The 17,239-nt window shown below is 54.8% G+C and carries 14 protein-coding genes; 12 read left to right on the top strand and 2 right to left on the bottom strand.

Annotated elements, in window-relative coordinates; translation table 11 throughout:
* The first annotated feature begins 49 nt into the window (after positions 1 to 49).
* Positions 50 to 2,071 (top strand): DNA helicase Rep, encoded by a 2,022-nt coding sequence (gene rep, locus F153LOC_RS19140; protein WP_102105668.1) that lies wholly within the window; start codon positions 50 to 52, stop codon positions 2,069 to 2,071.
* A gap of 5 nt (positions 2,072 to 2,076) precedes the next feature.
* Here rep and gppA read toward each other — a convergent pair whose 3' ends face one another.
* Together gppA and rhlB are read right to left on the bottom strand one after the other, a co-directional pair.
* The gene (gene gppA, locus F153LOC_RS19145) at positions 2,077 to 3,561 is read right to left on the bottom strand and encodes a guanosine-5'-triphosphate,3'-diphosphate diphosphatase (protein ID WP_102105667.1); all 1,485 of its coding nucleotides are present in this window, start codon (positions 3,559 to 3,561) and stop codon (positions 2,077 to 2,079) included.
* 5 nt (positions 3,562 to 3,566) lie between these two features.
* Positions 3,567 to 4,835 carry an ATP-dependent RNA helicase RhlB gene (gene rhlB / locus F153LOC_RS19150; protein ID WP_100778417.1) on the bottom strand — a complete coding sequence of 423 codons (1,269 nt, stop codon included), beginning with the start codon at positions 4,833 to 4,835 and terminating at the stop codon, positions 3,567 to 3,569.
* Positions 4,836 to 4,979: 144 nt separating this feature from the next.
* On the opposite strand from rhlB, the gene trxA reads away from it, so the two are divergent.
* The 11 genes from trxA (at position 4,980) to wzyE (ending at position 17,232) form a co-directional block, all read left to right on the top strand.
* Positions 4,980 to 5,309 carry a thioredoxin TrxA gene (gene trxA, locus F153LOC_RS19155; protein ID WP_002437994.1) on the top strand — a complete coding sequence of 110 codons (330 nt, stop codon included), beginning with the start codon at positions 4,980 to 4,982 and terminating at the stop codon, positions 5,307 to 5,309.
* Positions 5,310 to 5,639: 330 nt separating this feature from the next.
* Positions 5,640 to 6,899 (top strand): transcription termination factor Rho, encoded by a 1,260-nt coding sequence (rho, locus tag F153LOC_RS19160; protein ID WP_061706582.1) that lies wholly within the window; start codon positions 5,640 to 5,642, stop codon positions 6,897 to 6,899.
* A 240-nt stretch (positions 6,900 to 7,139) separates the two neighbouring features.
* Positions 7,140 to 8,243, top strand: coding sequence for a UDP-N-acetylglucosamine--undecaprenyl-phosphate N-acetylglucosaminephosphotransferase (gene wecA, locus F153LOC_RS19165; RefSeq protein ID WP_100778418.1), 1,104 nt, complete (start codon positions 7,140 to 7,142; stop codon positions 8,241 to 8,243).
* Between the two features lie 13 nt (positions 8,244 to 8,256).
* The gene (gene wzzE / locus F153LOC_RS19170; RefSeq protein ID WP_100778419.1) at positions 8,257 to 9,303 is read left to right on the top strand and encodes an ECA polysaccharide chain length modulation protein; all 1,047 of its coding nucleotides are present in this window, start codon (positions 8,257 to 8,259) and stop codon (positions 9,301 to 9,303) included.
* Between the two features lie 56 nt (positions 9,304 to 9,359).
* Positions 9,360 to 10,490 carry a non-hydrolyzing UDP-N-acetylglucosamine 2-epimerase gene (gene wecB / locus F153LOC_RS19175; protein ID WP_102105666.1) on the top strand — a complete coding sequence of 377 codons (1,131 nt, stop codon included), beginning with the start codon at positions 9,360 to 9,362 and terminating at the stop codon, positions 10,488 to 10,490.
* A complete protein-coding gene (wecC, locus tag F153LOC_RS19180; protein ID WP_102105665.1) occupies positions 10,487 to 11,749 on the top strand; it encodes a UDP-N-acetyl-D-mannosamine dehydrogenase in 1,263 nt (420 codons plus the stop codon). The genes wecB and wecC overlap by 4 nt, the downstream gene beginning before the upstream one ends.
* Positions 11,746 to 12,423: a dTDP-4-amino-4,6-dideoxy-D-galactose acyltransferase gene (gene rffC, locus F153LOC_RS19185; protein WP_102105664.1), complete on the top strand. Its 678-nt coding sequence runs from the start codon at positions 11,746 to 11,748 to the stop codon at positions 12,421 to 12,423. The genes wecC and rffC overlap by 4 nt, the downstream gene beginning before the upstream one ends.
* Before the next feature lie 4 nt (positions 12,424 to 12,427).
* The gene (gene rffA, locus F153LOC_RS19190) at positions 12,428 to 13,558 is read left to right on the top strand and encodes a dTDP-4-amino-4,6-dideoxygalactose transaminase (protein ID WP_102105663.1); all 1,131 of its coding nucleotides are present in this window, start codon (positions 12,428 to 12,430) and stop codon (positions 13,556 to 13,558) included.
* 1 nt (position 13,559) lies between these two features.
* Positions 13,560 to 14,810: a lipid III flippase WzxE gene (gene wzxE, locus F153LOC_RS19195; protein ID WP_102105662.1), complete on the top strand. Its 1,251-nt coding sequence runs from the start codon at positions 13,560 to 13,562 to the stop codon at positions 14,808 to 14,810.
* On the top strand, positions 14,807 to 15,886 hold the full coding sequence (locus F153LOC_RS19200) for a TDP-N-acetylfucosamine:lipid II N-acetylfucosaminyltransferase (protein ID WP_102105661.1): 1,080 nt from the start codon (positions 14,807 to 14,809) through the stop codon (positions 15,884 to 15,886). Before wzxE ends, F153LOC_RS19200 begins: the two co-directional genes overlap by 4 nt.
* A complete protein-coding gene (wzyE, locus tag F153LOC_RS19205; RefSeq protein WP_100778428.1) occupies positions 15,883 to 17,232 on the top strand; it encodes an ECA oligosaccharide polymerase in 1,350 nt (449 codons plus the stop codon). The genes F153LOC_RS19200 and wzyE overlap by 4 nt, the downstream gene beginning before the upstream one ends.
* The last annotated feature ends 7 nt before the right edge of the window (positions 17,233 to 17,239 follow it).

Here is a 17,239-nt window from a genome sequence, read left to right on the forward strand (position 1 = left end):
GCGATTTTCCTTTTTCTTCTCCTCCCGACCTTCATTGAGTGAACTTCTTATGCGTTTAAACCCCGGACAACAACAAGCCGTCGAATTCGTCACCGGACCTTGCCTGGTGCTGGCGGGTGCGGGTTCCGGAAAGACACGCGTAATCACCAATAAAATTGCCCATCTGATTCGCGGCTGCGGCTATCAGGCGCGTCACATTGCGGCGGTTACCTTCACCAATAAAGCGGCGCGTGAGATGAAGGAGCGTGTCGGGCAGACGCTAGGGCGCAAAGAGGCGCGCGGTCTGATGATCTCCACATTCCACACGCTGGGCCTGGATATTATTAAGCGCGAATACGCCGCGCTGGGAATGAAATCGAATTTCTCCCTGTTCGACGATACGGATCAGATGGCGCTGCTAAAAGAGTTGACCGAAGGGCGGCTCGAAGAGGACAAGACGATTCTCCAGCAGTTGATCTCCACGATCTCAAACTGGAAAAACGATCTGATGACTCCCGCGCAAGCGGCGGCGAGCGCAAAAGGCGAACGGGATCGGATCTTTGCGCATTGTTACAGCCTGTATGATGACCATCTCAAGGCCTGTAATGTTCTCGATTTTGACGATCTTATCCTGCTGCCAACGCTGCTGCTTCAACGTAATGAAGAGGTGCGCGAGCGCTGGCAAAACAAAATCCGCTATCTGCTGGTGGATGAATACCAGGACACCAACACCAGCCAGTACGAGCTGGTAAAATTGCTGGTGGGGCAGCGCGCGCGCTTTACGGTTGTGGGCGACGATGACCAGTCGATCTACTCCTGGCGTGGGGCACGGCCACAAAACCTGGTGTTGCTGAGCAAAGATTTTCCGGCGTTGCAGGTGATTAAGCTGGAGCAGAACTACCGTTCGTCAGGGCGCATCCTGAAAGCGGCAAACATCCTGATCGCCAACAACCCACACGTGTTCGAAAAGCGCCTCTTCTCTGAGCTGGGATACGGCACCGAACTGAAAGTCTTAAGTGCCAACAATGAAGAGCACGAGGCCGAGCGCGTGGCCGGCGAACTGATCGCCCATCACTTCGTCAACAAAACCGCGTACAAAGACTACGCCATCCTGTATCGCGGAAACCATCAATCGCGCGTCTTTGAAAAAATGCTGATGCAAAACCGCATTCCGTACAAAATTTCCGGCGGGACCTCGTTCTTCTCCCGCCCTGAAATCAAAGACTTGCTTGCCTATTTGCGCGTGCTGACCAACCCGGACGATGACAGCGCATTTTTACGCATCGTGAATACACCGAAGCGTGAAATCGGACCGGCGACGCTGCAAAAGCTGGGCGAGTGGGCGATGACCCGCAACAAAAGCATGTTCACCGCCAGCTTCGACATGGGCCTTAGCCAGACGCTGACCGGGCGCGGCTACGAGTCGCTCACGCGCTTTACTCAGTGGCTGGCGGAAATCCAGCGTCTTGCCGAGCGCGAGCCGATCGCCGCCGTACGCGATCTTATCCACGGCGTGGATTATGAGTCCTGGCTTTATGAAACCTCCGCCAGCCCGAAAGCGGCAGAAATGCGGATGAAAAACGTCAACCAGCTCTTCACCTGGATGACCGAGATGCTGGAAGGCTCTGAGATCGACGAGCCGATGACGCTGACACAGGTGGTCACGCGGTTTACCCTGCGCGATATGATGGAGCGCGGCGAGAGCGAAGAAGAGGCGGATCAGGTTCAGCTGATGACGCTGCACGCGTCCAAAGGCCTGGAGTTCCCGTATGTCTATCTGGTGGGAATGGAAGAAGGGTTGCTGCCGCATCAGAGCAGCATTGATGAGGACAACGTCGATGAAGAACGACGTCTGGCCTACGTGGGAATCACGCGTGCGCAAAAAGAGCTGATTTTTACCCTGTGCAAAGAGCGGCGTCAGTATGGTGAACTGGTGCGCCCGGAGCCGAGCCGCTTCCTGCTGGAACTGCCGCAGGACGATCTGATCTGGGAACAGGAACGAAAAGTGATTACGGCGGAAGAGAGGATGCACAAGGGCCAGGCGAACGTCGCGAACATTCGCGCCATGCTGGCGAAAGCCAAAGAAAAATAGCGGCGCTATTTAATTTCAAGAGCCCAGTGGACGTAACTCTGCCACTGGCATTCCTGTTCGATCATCTCCGCGCCAAGCGGATGATTATCCAGCCAGTTATCCGGCAACGTAAGCGTCAGGTTTTCGCCTTCCGCAGAAAGAGTAATGGCGGGCAGCAGATCGGCACGACGACGGCTGGCAAACAAAATCGCCAGGCGCAGCAGTCGGCAGAGATGCTCGGCCACGCGCGGCGGAACGGCATTTTGCTGATGCAAAGAAGAGAGATCGACCGTGTTGGTCTGGTTAAGCAGCAATGTCGCCAGCAGCTTTTTCTGCGCCGGAGTAAAACCAGGCAGATCCAGATGACGCACCAGGTACGCGGCATGAACCGGCGCCTGTTTGAAATCGATAATCAGGCCAATCTCATGCAGCGCACAGGCGCTCAGGAGTAAATCGCGGCTCAAGGGTTCGAGCGCCCAGGTGGTCGCCACCTGATCGGCAAAGCTTGAGGCCAGCTGGGCCACGCGCTGTGCCTGTTCCGTATCAACGATAAAACGACGCTGAACATTACGCAGCGTCCGGCTGCGAATGTCTTGTTCCACAGCCAGATGCAACATGCCGTAAACCAGCCCTTCGCGCAGCGCGCCGCCAGCCAGCGTCATGCAGTGGATTTCTAATTCGGTGAAAATGGCGATCAGGATCGCCAGACCGCTCGGGAACACCAGCGCGCGCTCAAGCGTCAGCCCTTCAATTTCCAGCTCTTCCAGACGTCCACACTGAATAGCGCGCTGTTTAAGCTGCTGAAGTTTCGCCAGCGTAATCCGCTCGTCCATGCCCTGCGCCATCATGATCTCTTGCAGAGCCTGAACGGTGCCCGACGCGCCGACACACACTTTCCAGCCGTGATATCGCAGCTCATCCATCACCGGATGCAGCACTTCGCGCGCGGCTTTTTCGGCCTCGTCGAAGTTCTCTTGTGCGAGATTGCGATCGGTAAAATAGCGCTCCAGCCAGGTGACGCAGCCCATCGACAGGCTAAACAACGACGTCGCCTGCGATCCGGTGCCTGTGACCAGTTCCGTACTGGCACCACCGATATCCACCACCAGACGGCGATCGTCACCCCCGGTAGTGTGGGCGACACCCTGATAAATCAGGCGCGCTTCTTCTTCACCGCTGATGACCTGTACCGGACAGCCGAGAATTTCCTGCGCTTTAGCAATAAAATCGACGGAGTTCACAGCCAATCGCAACGTGGCGGTCGCCACAACGCGAATTTGATTGTGCGGAATATCCTGCAGACGTTCAGCGAAGAGGCGCAGGCATTGCCAGCCGCGTTCCATCGCTTCAGGGGAGAGGTAATTATCGCTGCTCAGGCCCGCCGCGAGGCGGACCTTGCGCTTAATGCGCGTCAGGGTCTGTATGCTCCCCGCCACCTCGCGTACAACCAGCATATGAAAACTATTTGAACCTAAATCAATAGCTGCATAGAGCGAGGTGGAACTGAGCATAATATTTAACCTGAACGACGACGGTTACGTGGTGCTCCGCCGGTGCGGCGTGGGCCATTGCCGGAGCGGGCGCGCGTGAGGCGCTTCGCCGGAGGCAGTTCACTCAACAGGGCTTCCGGATTGTATTTGCTCTGCGGAATGGAGTGGCCGATGTACGTCTCGATGGCAGGAAGGTTCAGGGCGTACTCTTCACAGGCGAGGCTGATGGAGTGGCCGCTTGCGCCAGCACGACCGGTACGGCCAATGCGGTGAACGTAGTCTTCGCAATCGTCAGGGAGATCGTAGTTAAAGACGTGTGTGACAGCAGGGATGTGCAGGCCACGTGCAGCAACGTCGGTTGCTACCAGAATATCCAGGTCGCCACGGGTAAATTCTTCAAGGATGCGCAGACGTTTTTTCTGTGCAACGTCACCCGTCAGCAGGCCAACGCGATGTCCGTCTGCGGCAAGGTGGCCCCAGATGTCTTCGCAGCGATGCTTGGTGTTGGCAAAGATAATGGCGCGATCCGGCCACTCTTCTTCGATCAGCGTTTGCAGCAGACGCATCTTCTCTTCATTCGATGGATAGAAGAGCTCTTCTTTAATACGGTGACCCGTTTTCTGTTCCGGCTCGACTTCCACGTATTCGGCGTTGTTCATCTGTTCGAACGCCAGTTCACGGACGCGGTAAGAGAGAGTCGCGGAGAACAGCATGTTCAGACGCTGCGTGGTAGGTGGCATACGACGGAACAGCCAGCGGATGTCTTTAATAAAGCCCAAATCGTACATGCGATCGGCTTCATCGAGGACCACAACCTGGATGGCACCGAGGTTGATGTGATTTTGTTTCGCGTAGTCGATCAGACGACCGGTGGTACCGATCAGAATATCAACGCCGCTTTCCAGCACTTTGAGCTGTTTATCGTAGCCGTCGCCGCCATAAGCCAGCCCTAATTTCAGGCCAGTGGTCTGTGCCAGAGGTTCAGCGTCGGCATGGATCTGCACCGCAAGTTCTCGCGTTGGAGCCATGATCAGCGCACGCGGTTGGTTAACTTTTCGGTCAGCAATTGCTGGATGAGAAAGTAAATAATGAAACGTTGACGTCAAAAACGCCATCGTTTTGCCAGTACCGGTTTGCGCCTGCCCTGCAACATCGCGACCTGCCAGCGTGAGCGGCAGAGCGAGGGCTTGAATGGGCGTGCAGTTATGAAAGCCTTTATTTTCAAGGGCTTCGATAACTTTTGCGTGCAGGGCGAAGTCGGAAAACTTCTGTTCTGTTAAATGTGTTTTGCTCATAGTGTGGTAGAATATCAGCTTACTATTGCTTTACGAAAGCGTATCCGGTGAAATAAAGTCAACCTTTAGTTGGTTAATGCTACATCAACACGTCGTTGATTAATCCTACACCAACACGCCAGGCTTATTCCTGTGGAGTTATATATGAGCGATAAAATTATTCACCTGACTGACGACAGTTTTGACACGGACGTACTTAAAGCTGACGGGCTGATCCTCGTCGATTTCTGGGCTGAATGGTGTGGTCCTTGCAAAATGATCGCTCCGATTCTGGATGAAATCGCTGACGAATATCAGGGCAAACTGACGATTGCCAAGCTGAACATCGACCAGAACCCGGGCACCGCGCCGAAGTACGGCATCCGTGGTATCCCAACCCTGCTGCTGTTCAAAAACGGCGAAGTGGCTGCAACCAAAGTAGGCGCACTGTCCAAAGGTCAGCTGAAAGAGTTCCTGGACGCTAATCTGGCGTAAGGTTTCTCGGCCGGGGTCTGGATTCCGAAATTCTGTGGATCTCTGGACGCCCGGCTTTAGTCGTGCTAAGTTACCTATGACTTCGATTTAAACATACCTTGTCGTTCTGGTTTTACCCGATGCTTCCCATTGTTAAATGAACGATGCGTGAGGCAGATAGATTCCGGGCTTGTCACTCAATCCGTCTTGTCGTTTCAGTTCTGTGCTTCCCCTTTGACCAGACAGCGAACAGACATGAGTTGATGGCCGCTAACAGGCATGGATGACCCTGCCATACCATTCACAACATTAAGTTCGAGTTTCACCCCGAGTTTAAGAACCCACACCATTATGAATCTTACCGAATTAAAGAATACGCCGGTTTCTGAGCTGATCACTCTCGGCGAAAATATGGGGCTGGAAAACCAGGCTCGTATGCGCAAGCAGGACATTATTTTTGCCATCCTGAAGCAGCACGCAAAGAGTGGCGAAGATATCTTTGGCGACGGTGTCCTGGAGATATTGCAAGACGGATTTGGTTTCCTCCGTTCTGCAGACAGCTCCTACCTCGCCGGTCCTGATGACATCTACGTATCCCCTAGCCAAATCCGCCGTTTCAACCTCCGCACAGGTGACACCATTTCAGGTAAGATTCGTCCTCCAAAAGAGGGTGAACGCTACTTTGCGCTGTTGAAAGTTAACGAAGTTAACTACGATAAACCTGAAAACTCGCGCAACAAGATCCTGTTCGAAAACTTAACGCCGCTGCACGCTAACTCGCGTCTGCGCATGGAGCGTGGTAACGGTTCTACCGAAGACCTGACGGCTCGCGTTCTGGATCTGGCTTCTCCGATTGGTCGTGGTCAGCGTGGTCTGATTGTGGCACCGCCGAAAGCGGGTAAAACAATGCTGCTGCAGAACATCGCACAGAGCATTGCTTACAACCACCCTGATTGCGTGCTGATGGTTCTGCTGATCGATGAGCGTCCAGAAGAAGTGACCGAGATGCAGCGTCTGGTTAAAGGTGAAGTGGTTGCTTCTACCTTTGATGAGCCAGCGTCTCGCCACGTTCAGGTTGCTGAAATGGTTATCGAGAAAGCGAAGCGTCTGGTTGAACATAAAAAAGACGTTATCATTCTGCTCGACTCCATCACTCGTCTGGCGCGTGCGTACAACACCGTGGTTCCTGCTTCCGGCAAAGTATTGACCGGTGGTGTGGATGCCAACGCCCTGCACCGTCCAAAACGCTTCTTCGGTGCCGCGCGTAACGTGGAAGAGGGCGGAAGCCTGACCATCATCGCGACCGCGCTGATTGATACCGGCTCCAAAATGGATGAAGTTATTTACGAAGAATTTAAAGGTACAGGTAACATGGAACTGCACCTCTCTCGTAAAATTGCAGAGAAGCGCGTCTTCCCGGCAATCGACTACAACCGTTCCGGTACCCGTAAAGAAGAGCTGCTCACCACCCAGGAAGAGCTGCAGAAAATGTGGATTCTGCGTAAGATCATTCACCCAATGGGCGAAATCGATGCAATGGAATTCCTCATCAATAAGCTGGCAATGACTAAGACAAACGACGAATTCTTCGACATGATGAAACGCTCGTAATACAAATAAACCCAGCCAACGCCACGTTTTTACGTGGCGTTTTCTTTTTTTGGACTATACGCTATAACCGCAGACTCCCATTTTTGACTAACCAGTGCGACAATTAGAATGTTTGTTGCGTCAAAAAGTAATTGATTGAAAAACATACAAAGGGAGTTGTAAGAGGCTGGCTTTAATCCTTCGGGAGCTATGGCTTCGTAGTTATACTTCCAGGACTAACTTTTGTTGAGAGCATGCATTGTGAATCTACTCACTGCGGTTACTGAGCTAATCAGTATATTTTTATTCACAACCTGTTTTTTGTTCATTGCGCGCAAGGTGGCAAAAAGAATCGGGTTAGTGGATAAACCCAATTATCGTAAACGCCATCAGGGCTTGATCCCATTGGTCGGGGGGATCTCCGTTTACGCGGGTATTTGCTTCACCTTTGGAATCGCAGATTATTATATCCCCCATGCGGCACTCTATCTGGCCTGTGCAGGGGTACTGGTGCTGGTGGGCGCGCTCGATGATCGTTTCGATATCAGCGTAAAATTCCGCGCTTCGGTCCAGGCTGCAATCGGCATCATTATGATGGTGGTCGGTAAGCTCTATCTGAGCAGTCTCGGCTACATCTTCGGTACCTGGGAGATGGTGCTCGGTCCATTCGGCTTCTTCCTGACGCTCTTCGCCGTGTGGGCTGCTATCAATGCCTTCAACATGGTGGATGGGATTGATGGCCTGTTGGGCGGTCTCTCGTCCGTATCCTTTGCCGCTATCGGCATCATTCTATGGTTTGATGGTCAGTACAGTCTGTCAATGTGGTGTTTCGCCATGATTGCGGCCATCCTGCCTTATATCCTGCTCAACCTCGGTGTGCTGGGCCGTCGCTACAAAGTCTTCATGGGTGATGCGGGCAGTACGCTGATTGGTTTCACCGTTATCTGGATTTTGCTGGAAACCACTCAGGGTAAAACCCACCCGATTAGCCCGGTAACGGCGCTGTGGATTATTGCTATTCCGCTGATGGACATGGTGGCAATCATGTATCGCCGTCTGCGTAAAGGTATGAGTCCTTTCTCGCCGGACCGCCAGCATATTCATCATCTGATCATGCGTGCAGGTTTTACTTCACGTCAGGCATTTGTGCTGATTACCCTCGCCGCCGCGCTGTTAGCAGGTATCGGTGTGGCAGCAGAATATGCGCACTTTATTCCTGAATGGGTAATGTTGGTATTATTCTTGCTAGCATTCTTCATGTACGGCTATTGCATTAAACGCGCATGGAAAGTCGCGCGCTTCATTAAACGTGTAAAACGCCGGATGCGTAGAAACAGTGGTAAAAATCCAACATTAACTAAGTAAAAACGGGATTGTGATGACTCAACCGTTGGCGGGAGCGAAATCAGTGGTAACTGAGAATGAGCTGGATGTTCGTGGTTTGTTTCGTGTTTTATGGGCGGGCAAACTGTGGATTGCTGGGATCGCGCTGGGGTTCGCGCTATTAGCGCTGGCGTATACCTTTTTTGCGAAACAAGAGTGGAGCGCGACAGCGATTACCGATCGACCAACGGTGAATATGCTGGGCGGATTCTATTCGCAGCAGCAGTTCCTGCGTAATCTCGACATTAAAGCCAATCTGGCCTCTTCGGATCAGCCCTCGGTGATGGATGAATCTTACAAAGAGTTCATCATGCAGCTGGCTTCCTGGGATACGCGTCGTGATTTCTGGTCCCAGACCGATTATTACAAGCAGCGTATGGTCGGCAACAGTAAAGCCGACGCCGCACTGCTCGACGATCTGATCAACAACATCCAGTTCACGCCAGGCGACATCCTGCGCAATATTAACGATAACGTTAAGCTGATTGCTGAAACCGCGCCGGACGCCAATAACCTGCTGCGCCAGTACGTGGCATTTGCCAGCCAGCGCGCCGCGAGCCATCTGAATGATGAACTGAAAGGGGCCTGGGCCGCGCGTACTATCCAAATGAAGGCGCAGGTCAAACGCCAGGAAGAGGTGGCCAAAGCCATTTTCTCCCGCCGCGTCCATAACATTGAACAGGCACTAAAAATTGCCGAGCAGCGCAATATCTCCCGCAGTGAAACGGACGTTCCGGCCGATGAACTGCCGGATTCAGAAATGTTCCTGCTGGGCCGCCCGATGCTGCAGGCACGCCTGGAAAATCTGCAGGCCGTTGGGCCAGATTTTGATCTCGACTACGACCAGAACCGCGCGATGCTCAATACCCTGAATGTCGGTCCCACACTGGACCCGCGTTTTCAGACCTATCGTTATTTGCGAACGCCTGAAGAACCTGTAAAACGCGATAGTCCGCGTCGCGCATTCCTGATGATCATGTGGGGGATTGTGGGCGCATTGACGGGCGCAGGCGTGGCGTTAACACGTCGTCGCACAAATTAAGAACGCCGTCTACGATGAAGGCTTCGGCCTTCATCACCTAATCGAAGAGAATCGATGTGAAAGTACTTACCGTATTTGGCACAAGGCCGGAAGCCATCAAGATGGCGCCGCTGGTCCATGCGCTGGCAAATGATCCCTGGTTTGAGGCGAAAGTTTGCGTTACCGCGCAGCATCGGGAGATGCTTGATCAGGTTTTAAATCTCTTTTCTATTGTCCCGGATTACGATCTCAATATTATGAAACCGGGGCAGGGATTGACCGAAATTACCTGCCGCATTCTGGAAGGACTAAAACCTATTCTGGAATCGTTTAAACCAGACGTGGTTCTGGTGCACGGCGATACCACTACCACCATTGCAACCAGCCTGGCGGCATTCTATCAACGCATTCCGGTCGGGCACGTTGAAGCCGGTTTGCGCACCGGCGACCTTTATTCCCCCTGGCCTGAAGAGGCCAACCGTACGCTTACCGGTCATCTGGCAATGTATCATTTTGCGCCAACCGAAAATTCCCGGCAGAACCTGCTGCGCGAAAACATCCGTGATGACAAAATTTTCGTTACCGGCAACACGGTGATTGACGCCCTGATTTGGGTTCGCGATCGCGTGATGGCCAGCGACGCCCTGCGCGAAGAGCTGGCGGTGCGCTATCCGTTCCTCACCGCTGGCAAAAAGATGATCCTGGTGACGGGCCATCGCCGCGAGAGCTTTGGCCGTGGGTTCGAGCAAATCTGCCATGCGCTGGCGGAGATCGCCGCGCAAAACCCTGACGTCCAGATCGTCTATCCGGTCCACCTCAACCCGAATGTCAGCGAGCCGGTTAACCGCATCCTCGGCCATATCGAAAACGTGATCCTCATTGAGCCGCAGGACTATCTGCCGTTCGTCTGGCTAATGAACCACGCGTGGCTGATTTTGACCGACTCCGGCGGCATTCAGGAAGAGGCACCGTCGCTGGGTAAACCGGTGCTGGTAATGCGTGAAACGACCGAGCGTCCGGAGGCTATTAAAGCCGGAACGGTACGCCTGGTCGGGACCGACACTAAACATCTCGTGGCAGAGGTGACACGCCTGCTGCACGATGAAAAAGAGTACCAGGCGATGAGCCACGCCCATAATCCTTATGGTGACGGGCAGGCCTGCAGTCGTATTTTGCATGCACTTAAACATAATCGGGTAACGCTATGAGTTTTTCTACCATCTCTGTCATTGGTCTTGGTTACATTGGACTGCCGACTGCGGCCGCTTTTGCGTCGCGTCAAAAACAGGTTATCGGGGTGGATATCAACCAGCATGCGGTGGATACCATTAACCGTGGTGAAATTCATATCGTGGAGCCGGATCTCGACAAAGTGGTCAAAACCGCAGTTGAAGGCGGTTTTCTCAAAGCCAGCACAACGCCGGTGGAAGCCGATGCGTATCTGATCGCGGTGCCGACGCCGTTTAAAGGCGAGCATGAGCCGGATATGGTGTATGTCGAAGCGGCGGCAAAATCCCTTGCTCCAGTGCTGAAGAAAGGCGCGCTGGTGATTCTGGAGTCCACTTCTCCCGTCGGTGCGACGGAGCAAATGGCCCAATGGCTGGCGGAAGCCCGCCCTGATTTGACCTTCCCGCAGCAGGCAGGCGAACAGGCGGATATCAATATCGCCTACTGCCCGGAGCGCGTTCTGCCCGGCCAGGTAATGGTTGAGCTGATCAAAAACGACCGCGTAATTGGCGGGATGACGCCCGTCTGCTCTGCGCGTGCCAGTGAACTCTACAACATCTTCCTCGAAGGGGAGTGCGTGGTCACTAACTCCCGCACGGCAGAGATGTGCAAGCTCACCGAAAACAGCTTCCGCGACGTCAACATCGCTTTTGCTAACGAACTGTCGCTCATTTGTGCCGACCAGGGAATTAACGTCTGGGAACTGATTCGCCTGGCGAACCGCCATCCGCGCGTCCATATTCTCCAGCCAGGCCCTGGCGTGGGCGGTCACTGTATCGCCGTGGACCCGTGGTTTATCGTGGCACAAAACCCGGAGCAGGCTCGCCTGATCCGCACGGCCCGCGAAGTGAACGACGGTAAACCGCACTGGGTAATAAATCAGGTGAAAGCCACGGTAGCGGATTGCCTGGCCGAAAGCGGCAAGCGCGCCAGCGAGATAAAAATCGCCTGCTTTGGCCTGGCGTTTAAGCCAAACATCGACGACCTGCGCGAAAGCCCGGCGATGGGCATCGCCGAGATGATTGCCAACTGGCACACCGGTGAAACGCTGGTTGTGGAGCCAAATATTCATACCCTACCGAAGAAACTGACCGGGTACTGCCAGCTCGCGACGCTGGATAACGCACTAAACACTGCCGACGTGCTGGTTCTGCTGGTGGACCATAGCCAGTTCAAAGCCATTAGCAGCGACGCGGTGCAGCAGAAGTATATTGTTGATACGAAAGGGGTGTGGCGTTGAGTGAGTTGCCCGGCGTACTTGAACCGCTAACCTGGGAGAGTGAATTTTTTGGTCTCTCCTCTGCGGTAGTGCGCTTTCGCGACGATGCTCCGGCACTCACGGCGGCGGATTTTTCGCCGTGGGCGCGGGTACAGGCCAAAATTCCGGCGGGGCGCGCCGACTGGCTGGATGCCCTGCAAACGCTGGATTTTCAACTGGTGGAGGGCGAAGTCGATCTGAGCCTTGCCGTCACGCCGCACAGCCCGGCTGCCGCAGAAGTGGCGACCGAACAGGATATCCCCGCGCTGCGCCAGATGGCCGCGCAGACTTTTACGCAAAGCCGTTTTCGCGCGCCGTGGTATGCGCCTGACGCCAGCGGTCGTTTTTACGCCCAGTGGATTGAAAACGCCGTCAAAGGCACGTTTGACCATGAATGTCTGGTTTTCCGCGAAAACAGCGGTGATATCCAGGCGTTTGTCTCGCTGCGCCAATTGAGCGATAACGAAGCGCGTATTGGCCTGCTCGCTGGTCGCGGAATGGGCGACAAACTTATGCAGGCCGCCCTGAGTTGGGCCGCGCAGCGTCAGTTATCAACTTTGCGGGTGGCGACCCAAATGGGCAACACCGCCGCGCTTAAACGTTACATTGCCAGCGGTGGCAACATTGATGCGACCGCTTACTGGTTATACAGGTGACAAGATGATTCCATTTAACGCGCCTCCCGTTGTGGGCACCGAACTTGATTACATGCAGTCTGCCATGGGCAGCGGCAAACTTTGCGGAGACGGTGGTTTTACCCGTCGCTGCCAGCAGTGGATGGAGCAGCGTTTTCACAGTGCGAAAGTGCTGCTGACGCCATCCTGTACGGCGTCGCTGGAGATGGCTGCTCTGCTGCTGGACATCAAGCCGGGCGACGAAGTCATCATGCCGAGCTACACCTTCGTCTCGACGGCGAATGCGTTTGTCCTGCGTGGTGCCAAAATTATCTTTGTGGATGTCCGTCCGGATACGATGAACATCGATGAAACCCTGATTGAAGCGGCAATCACCGATAAAGCGCGGGCGATTGTGCCGGTACACTATGCGGGTGTGGCCTGTGAGATGGACACCATCATGGCCATCGCCAAAAAGCACAACCTGTTCGTGGTGGAAGACGCCGCGCAAGGCGTGATGTCCACCTACAAGGGCCGTGCGCTGGGTACTATTGGTCATATTGGTTGCTTTAGCTTCCATGAAACCAAAAACTACACGGCGGGCGGCGAAGGTGGTGCAACGCTGATTAACGACCGCGCGCTGGTGGAGCGGGCTGAAGTGATCCGCGAAAAAGGGACCAACCGCAGCCAGTTCTTCCGTGGTCAGGTCGACAAATACACCTGGCGCGATATCGGCTCCAGCTATCTGATGGCCGATCTGCAGGCCGCCTATCTCTGGGCGCAGCTTGAAGCGGCTGAGCGCATCAACCAGCAGCGTTTGACCCTGTGGCAGACCTATTACGATGCCCTGACGCCGCTGGCGCAAAAAGGGCGTATTGAGCTGCCCACGATTCCGGCAGACTGCGTTCACAACGCACATATGTTTTACATCAAACTGCGCGACAACGACGATCGCAGCAGTCTGATCGCTTACCTGAAAGAAGCTGAGATTATGGCGGTGTTCCATTACATTCCGCTGCACTCCAGCCCGGCGGGTGAAGCGTTCGGCCAGTTTGTCGGTGACGATCGTTACACCACCAAAGAAAGTGAGCGTTTGCTTCGTCTGCCACTGTTCTACAACCTCGCGCCGGTGAATCAGCGCACGGTGATTAATACCCTTCTGAGCTACTTCCGCTGATATGTCACTGGCGAAAGCATCGGTGTGGACCGCCGCGTCCACACTCGTCAAGATTGGCGCAGGGCTGCTGGTTGTAAAAATGCTGGCGGTGTCGTTTGGCCCTTCTGGTGTCGGGCAGGCCGGTAACTTCCGTCAGCTCGTCACCGTACTCGGCGTGCTTGCCGGGGCCGGTATTTTCAACGGTGTCACCAAATACGTAGCCCAGCATCACGACGATGCGGCCGCGCTGCGTCGGGTGGTCGGCACGTCCTCGGCGATGGTGCTCGGGTTCTCCACGCTGCTGGCCATCGTCTTTTTACTGGCGGCCGCGCCTGTCAGTCAGGCACTCTTCGGCAATACCCATTACCAGGGGCTGGTACGTCTGGTGGCGCTGGTGCAGATGGGGATCGCCTGGGCTAACCTGCTGTTAGCCTTAATGAAAGGTTTCCGCGACGCCGCCGGAAATGCGCTGGCACTGATTCTGGGCAGCCTTATCGGCGTGATCGCCTATTACGTCTGCTATCGTCTTGGCGGCTATGAAGGCGCACTGCTTGGCCTGGCACTGGTTCCGGCACTGGTGGTCATTCCCGCCGCGTTTATGCTGATGCGCAGGCGCACAATTCCCCTGAGCTATCTCAAGCCGCAGTGGGACAAAATTCTGGCGGGGCAGTTAGGGAAATTTACCCTGATGGCACTCATCACTTCCGTCACGCTCCCCGTGGCGTATGTGATGATGCGAAACCTGCTGGCAGCGCACTACAGCTGGGATGAGGTCGGGATTTGGCAGGGTGTCAGCAGTATTTCTGACGCCTATCTCCAGTTTATTACCGCCTCGTTCAGTGTCTATTTGCTGCCGACTCTGTCGCGGTTGACCTCCCGACAAGACATTACCCGCGAAATTGGCCGCTCACTGCGTTTTGTGCTTCCTGCGGTGGCTGCCGCGAGTTTAACCGTCTGGCTGCTGCGCGACGTCGCCATCTGGCTGCTGTTCTCTGCGAAATTTACCGCGATGCGCGACCTGTTCGCCTGGCAGCTGGTGGGCGATGTGCTGAAAGTGGGTGCTTACGTTTTCGGCTATCTGGTGATTGCCAAAGCCTCTCTGCGGCTGTATATCCTGGCTGAGATTAGCCAGTTCACGCTGCTGACCGGTTTCTCGCACTGGCTGATCCCAACGCATGGCGCGCTGGGGGCGGCTCAGGCCTATATGGCCACTTACATTGTCTATTTTGCTGCCTGTTGCGGCGTATTTTTACTTTGGCGTAGACGCGCATGACTGCACTGATTCACGTGTTGGGTTCGGATATCCCGCATCACAACCGCACAGTATTACAGTTTTTTAATGACTCGCTGGCGGCCGGCAGCGCCGACGCGCGCGAGTTTATGGTCGCGGGCCAGGATAAGGGGCTAAGCGCTGCCTTTCCTGCGCTGTCGTTAAGCTTCTGGCCGGATAAATCCGCGCTGGCAAAGGCGGTGATCGCTAAAGCCAAAGCCAACCGCGAGCAGCGTTTCTTCTTTCACGGCCAGTTTAATACCGGCCTGTGGCTGGCGTTGCTGAGTGGCGGCATCAAGCCTGCGCAGTTTAACTGGCATATCTGGGGCGCGGATCTGTATGAAGTGTCGCGCGGCTGGAAATTCCGCCTGTTCTATCCCCTGCGCCGTATGGCTCAGGGGCGCGTTGGCTGCGTGTTTGCGACGCGCGGCGACCTGAACTTTTTCGCGCAACAGCACCCAAATTTGCGCGGCGAATTGCTCTATTTCCCCACGCGTATGGACCCTGCGCTGAACACGATGGCGAACGATACGCAGCGCGAAGGCAAGCTGACCATACTGGTGGGCAATTCGGGCGATCGCAGTAACGAACACATCGCAGCGCTGAAAGCCGTGCATAAGCAGTTTGGCGACACGGTGAACGTGATTGTGCCGATGGGCTATCCTGCTCATAACGACGCGTATATTGCGGAAGTCCGTCAGAGCGGGCTGGCGCTGTTCAGCCCGGATAATCTGCAAATCCTCAGCGAAAAGCTCGAGTTTGACGACTACCTGGCCCTGCTCAGAAAATGCGATCTCGGCTACTTCATCTTTGCGCGCCAGCAGGGGATTGGCACGCTGTGCCTCCTGATTCAGGCCGGCGTTCCGTGCGTGCTTAACCGTGAAAATCCTTTCTGGCAGGATATGGCAGAGCAGTACATTCCGGTGCTGTTTACCACGGACGATCTCAATGAGGACGTGGTGCGCGAAGCACAGCGTCAGCTGGCGTTGGTGGATAAAAATGCCATCGACTTTTTCAGCCCGAATTTTCTCACGCCCTGGCATCAGGCGCTGCGGATAGCTGCAGGAGACAAAGCATGAGCCAGTTGGAATTTAGCGGCTTACTGGTGATTTGGCTTCTGGCCTCGCTGTTTATCGGCACGCTCACTTGGTTTGAGTTCCGCCGCGTGCGCTTTAACTTCAACGTCTTTTTCTCGCTGCTGTTTCTGCTGACCTTCTTCTTCGGCTTCCCGTTGACCAGTATTCTGGTCTTCCGCTTTGACGTGGCCGTCGCCCCGCCAGAAATTCTGATGCAGGCCCTGTTGTCTGCTACCTGTTTCTACGCGGTGTACTACGTCACCTATAAGACCCGTTTACGTCCGGTGAACCACGCGCCGCGCCGTCCGCTGTTCACCATGAATCGGGTGGAAACGCACCTGACCTGGGTGATGCTGATGATTATCGCGCTGGTGAGTGTCGGTATTTTCTTCATGCATAACGGCTTTTTGCTGTTCAAACTGCACTCTTACAGCCAGATTTTTTCCGCCGAAGTATCCGGCGTGGCACTTAAGCGTTTCTTCTATTTCTTCATCCCCGCGATGTTGGTGATCTACTTCCTGCGTCAGGACAGCAAAGCCTGGCTGTTTTTCCTCGTGAGTACGGTGGCCTTCGGTCTGCTGACCTATATGATCGTCGGCGGGACGCGCGCGAATATCATCATCGCCTTCGCGATCTTCCTGTTTATCGGCATCATTCGCGGCTGGATCTCGCTCTGGATGCTGGTTGCGGCAGGGGTGTTTGGGATTGTCGGCATGTTCTGGCTGGCGCTCAAGCGCTACGGCATGGACGTGAGTGGTGACGAAGCGTTTTACACCTTCCTGTACCTTACCCGAGACACCTTCTCGCCGTGGGAAAACCTGGCGCTACTGCTGCAAAACTACGACAAAATCGACTTCCAGGGGCTGGCCCCCATCGCGCGTGATTTCTACGTCTTTATCCCGACCTGGCTGTGGCCCGACCGGCCTGGCGTGGTGCTGAACACGGCGAACTACTTTACCTGGGAAGTGCTCAACAACCACTCTGGCCTGGCGATCTCCCCGACGCTGATTGGCTCGCTGGTGGTGATGGGCGGCGTGTGGTTTATCCTGCCGGGCGCCGTGGCCGTTGGGCTTATCATCAAATGGTTCGACTGGCTTTATGTGCGCGGGAACGAAGAGACCAACCGCTATAAAGCGGCAATTTTGCACAGTTTCTGTTTTGGTGCCATTTTCAATATGATCGTGCTGGCGCGTGAAGGGCTGGATTCGTTTGTGTCGCGCGTGGTGTTTTTCATGGTGGTCTTCGGTCTCTGTCTGCTGCTGGCGAAACTGTTGTACTGGCTGTTTGATAGCGCGGGCCTGATTCACCGACGACTGACGCGGGCAACCAGCACGCTTTCCCAAGTCTGAGTAAGGA

This window comes from Lelliottia sp. F153, assembly GCF_002870005.1.
Taxonomy (GTDB): Bacteria; Pseudomonadota; Gammaproteobacteria; order Enterobacterales; family Enterobacteriaceae; genus Enterobacter; species Enterobacter nimipressuralis.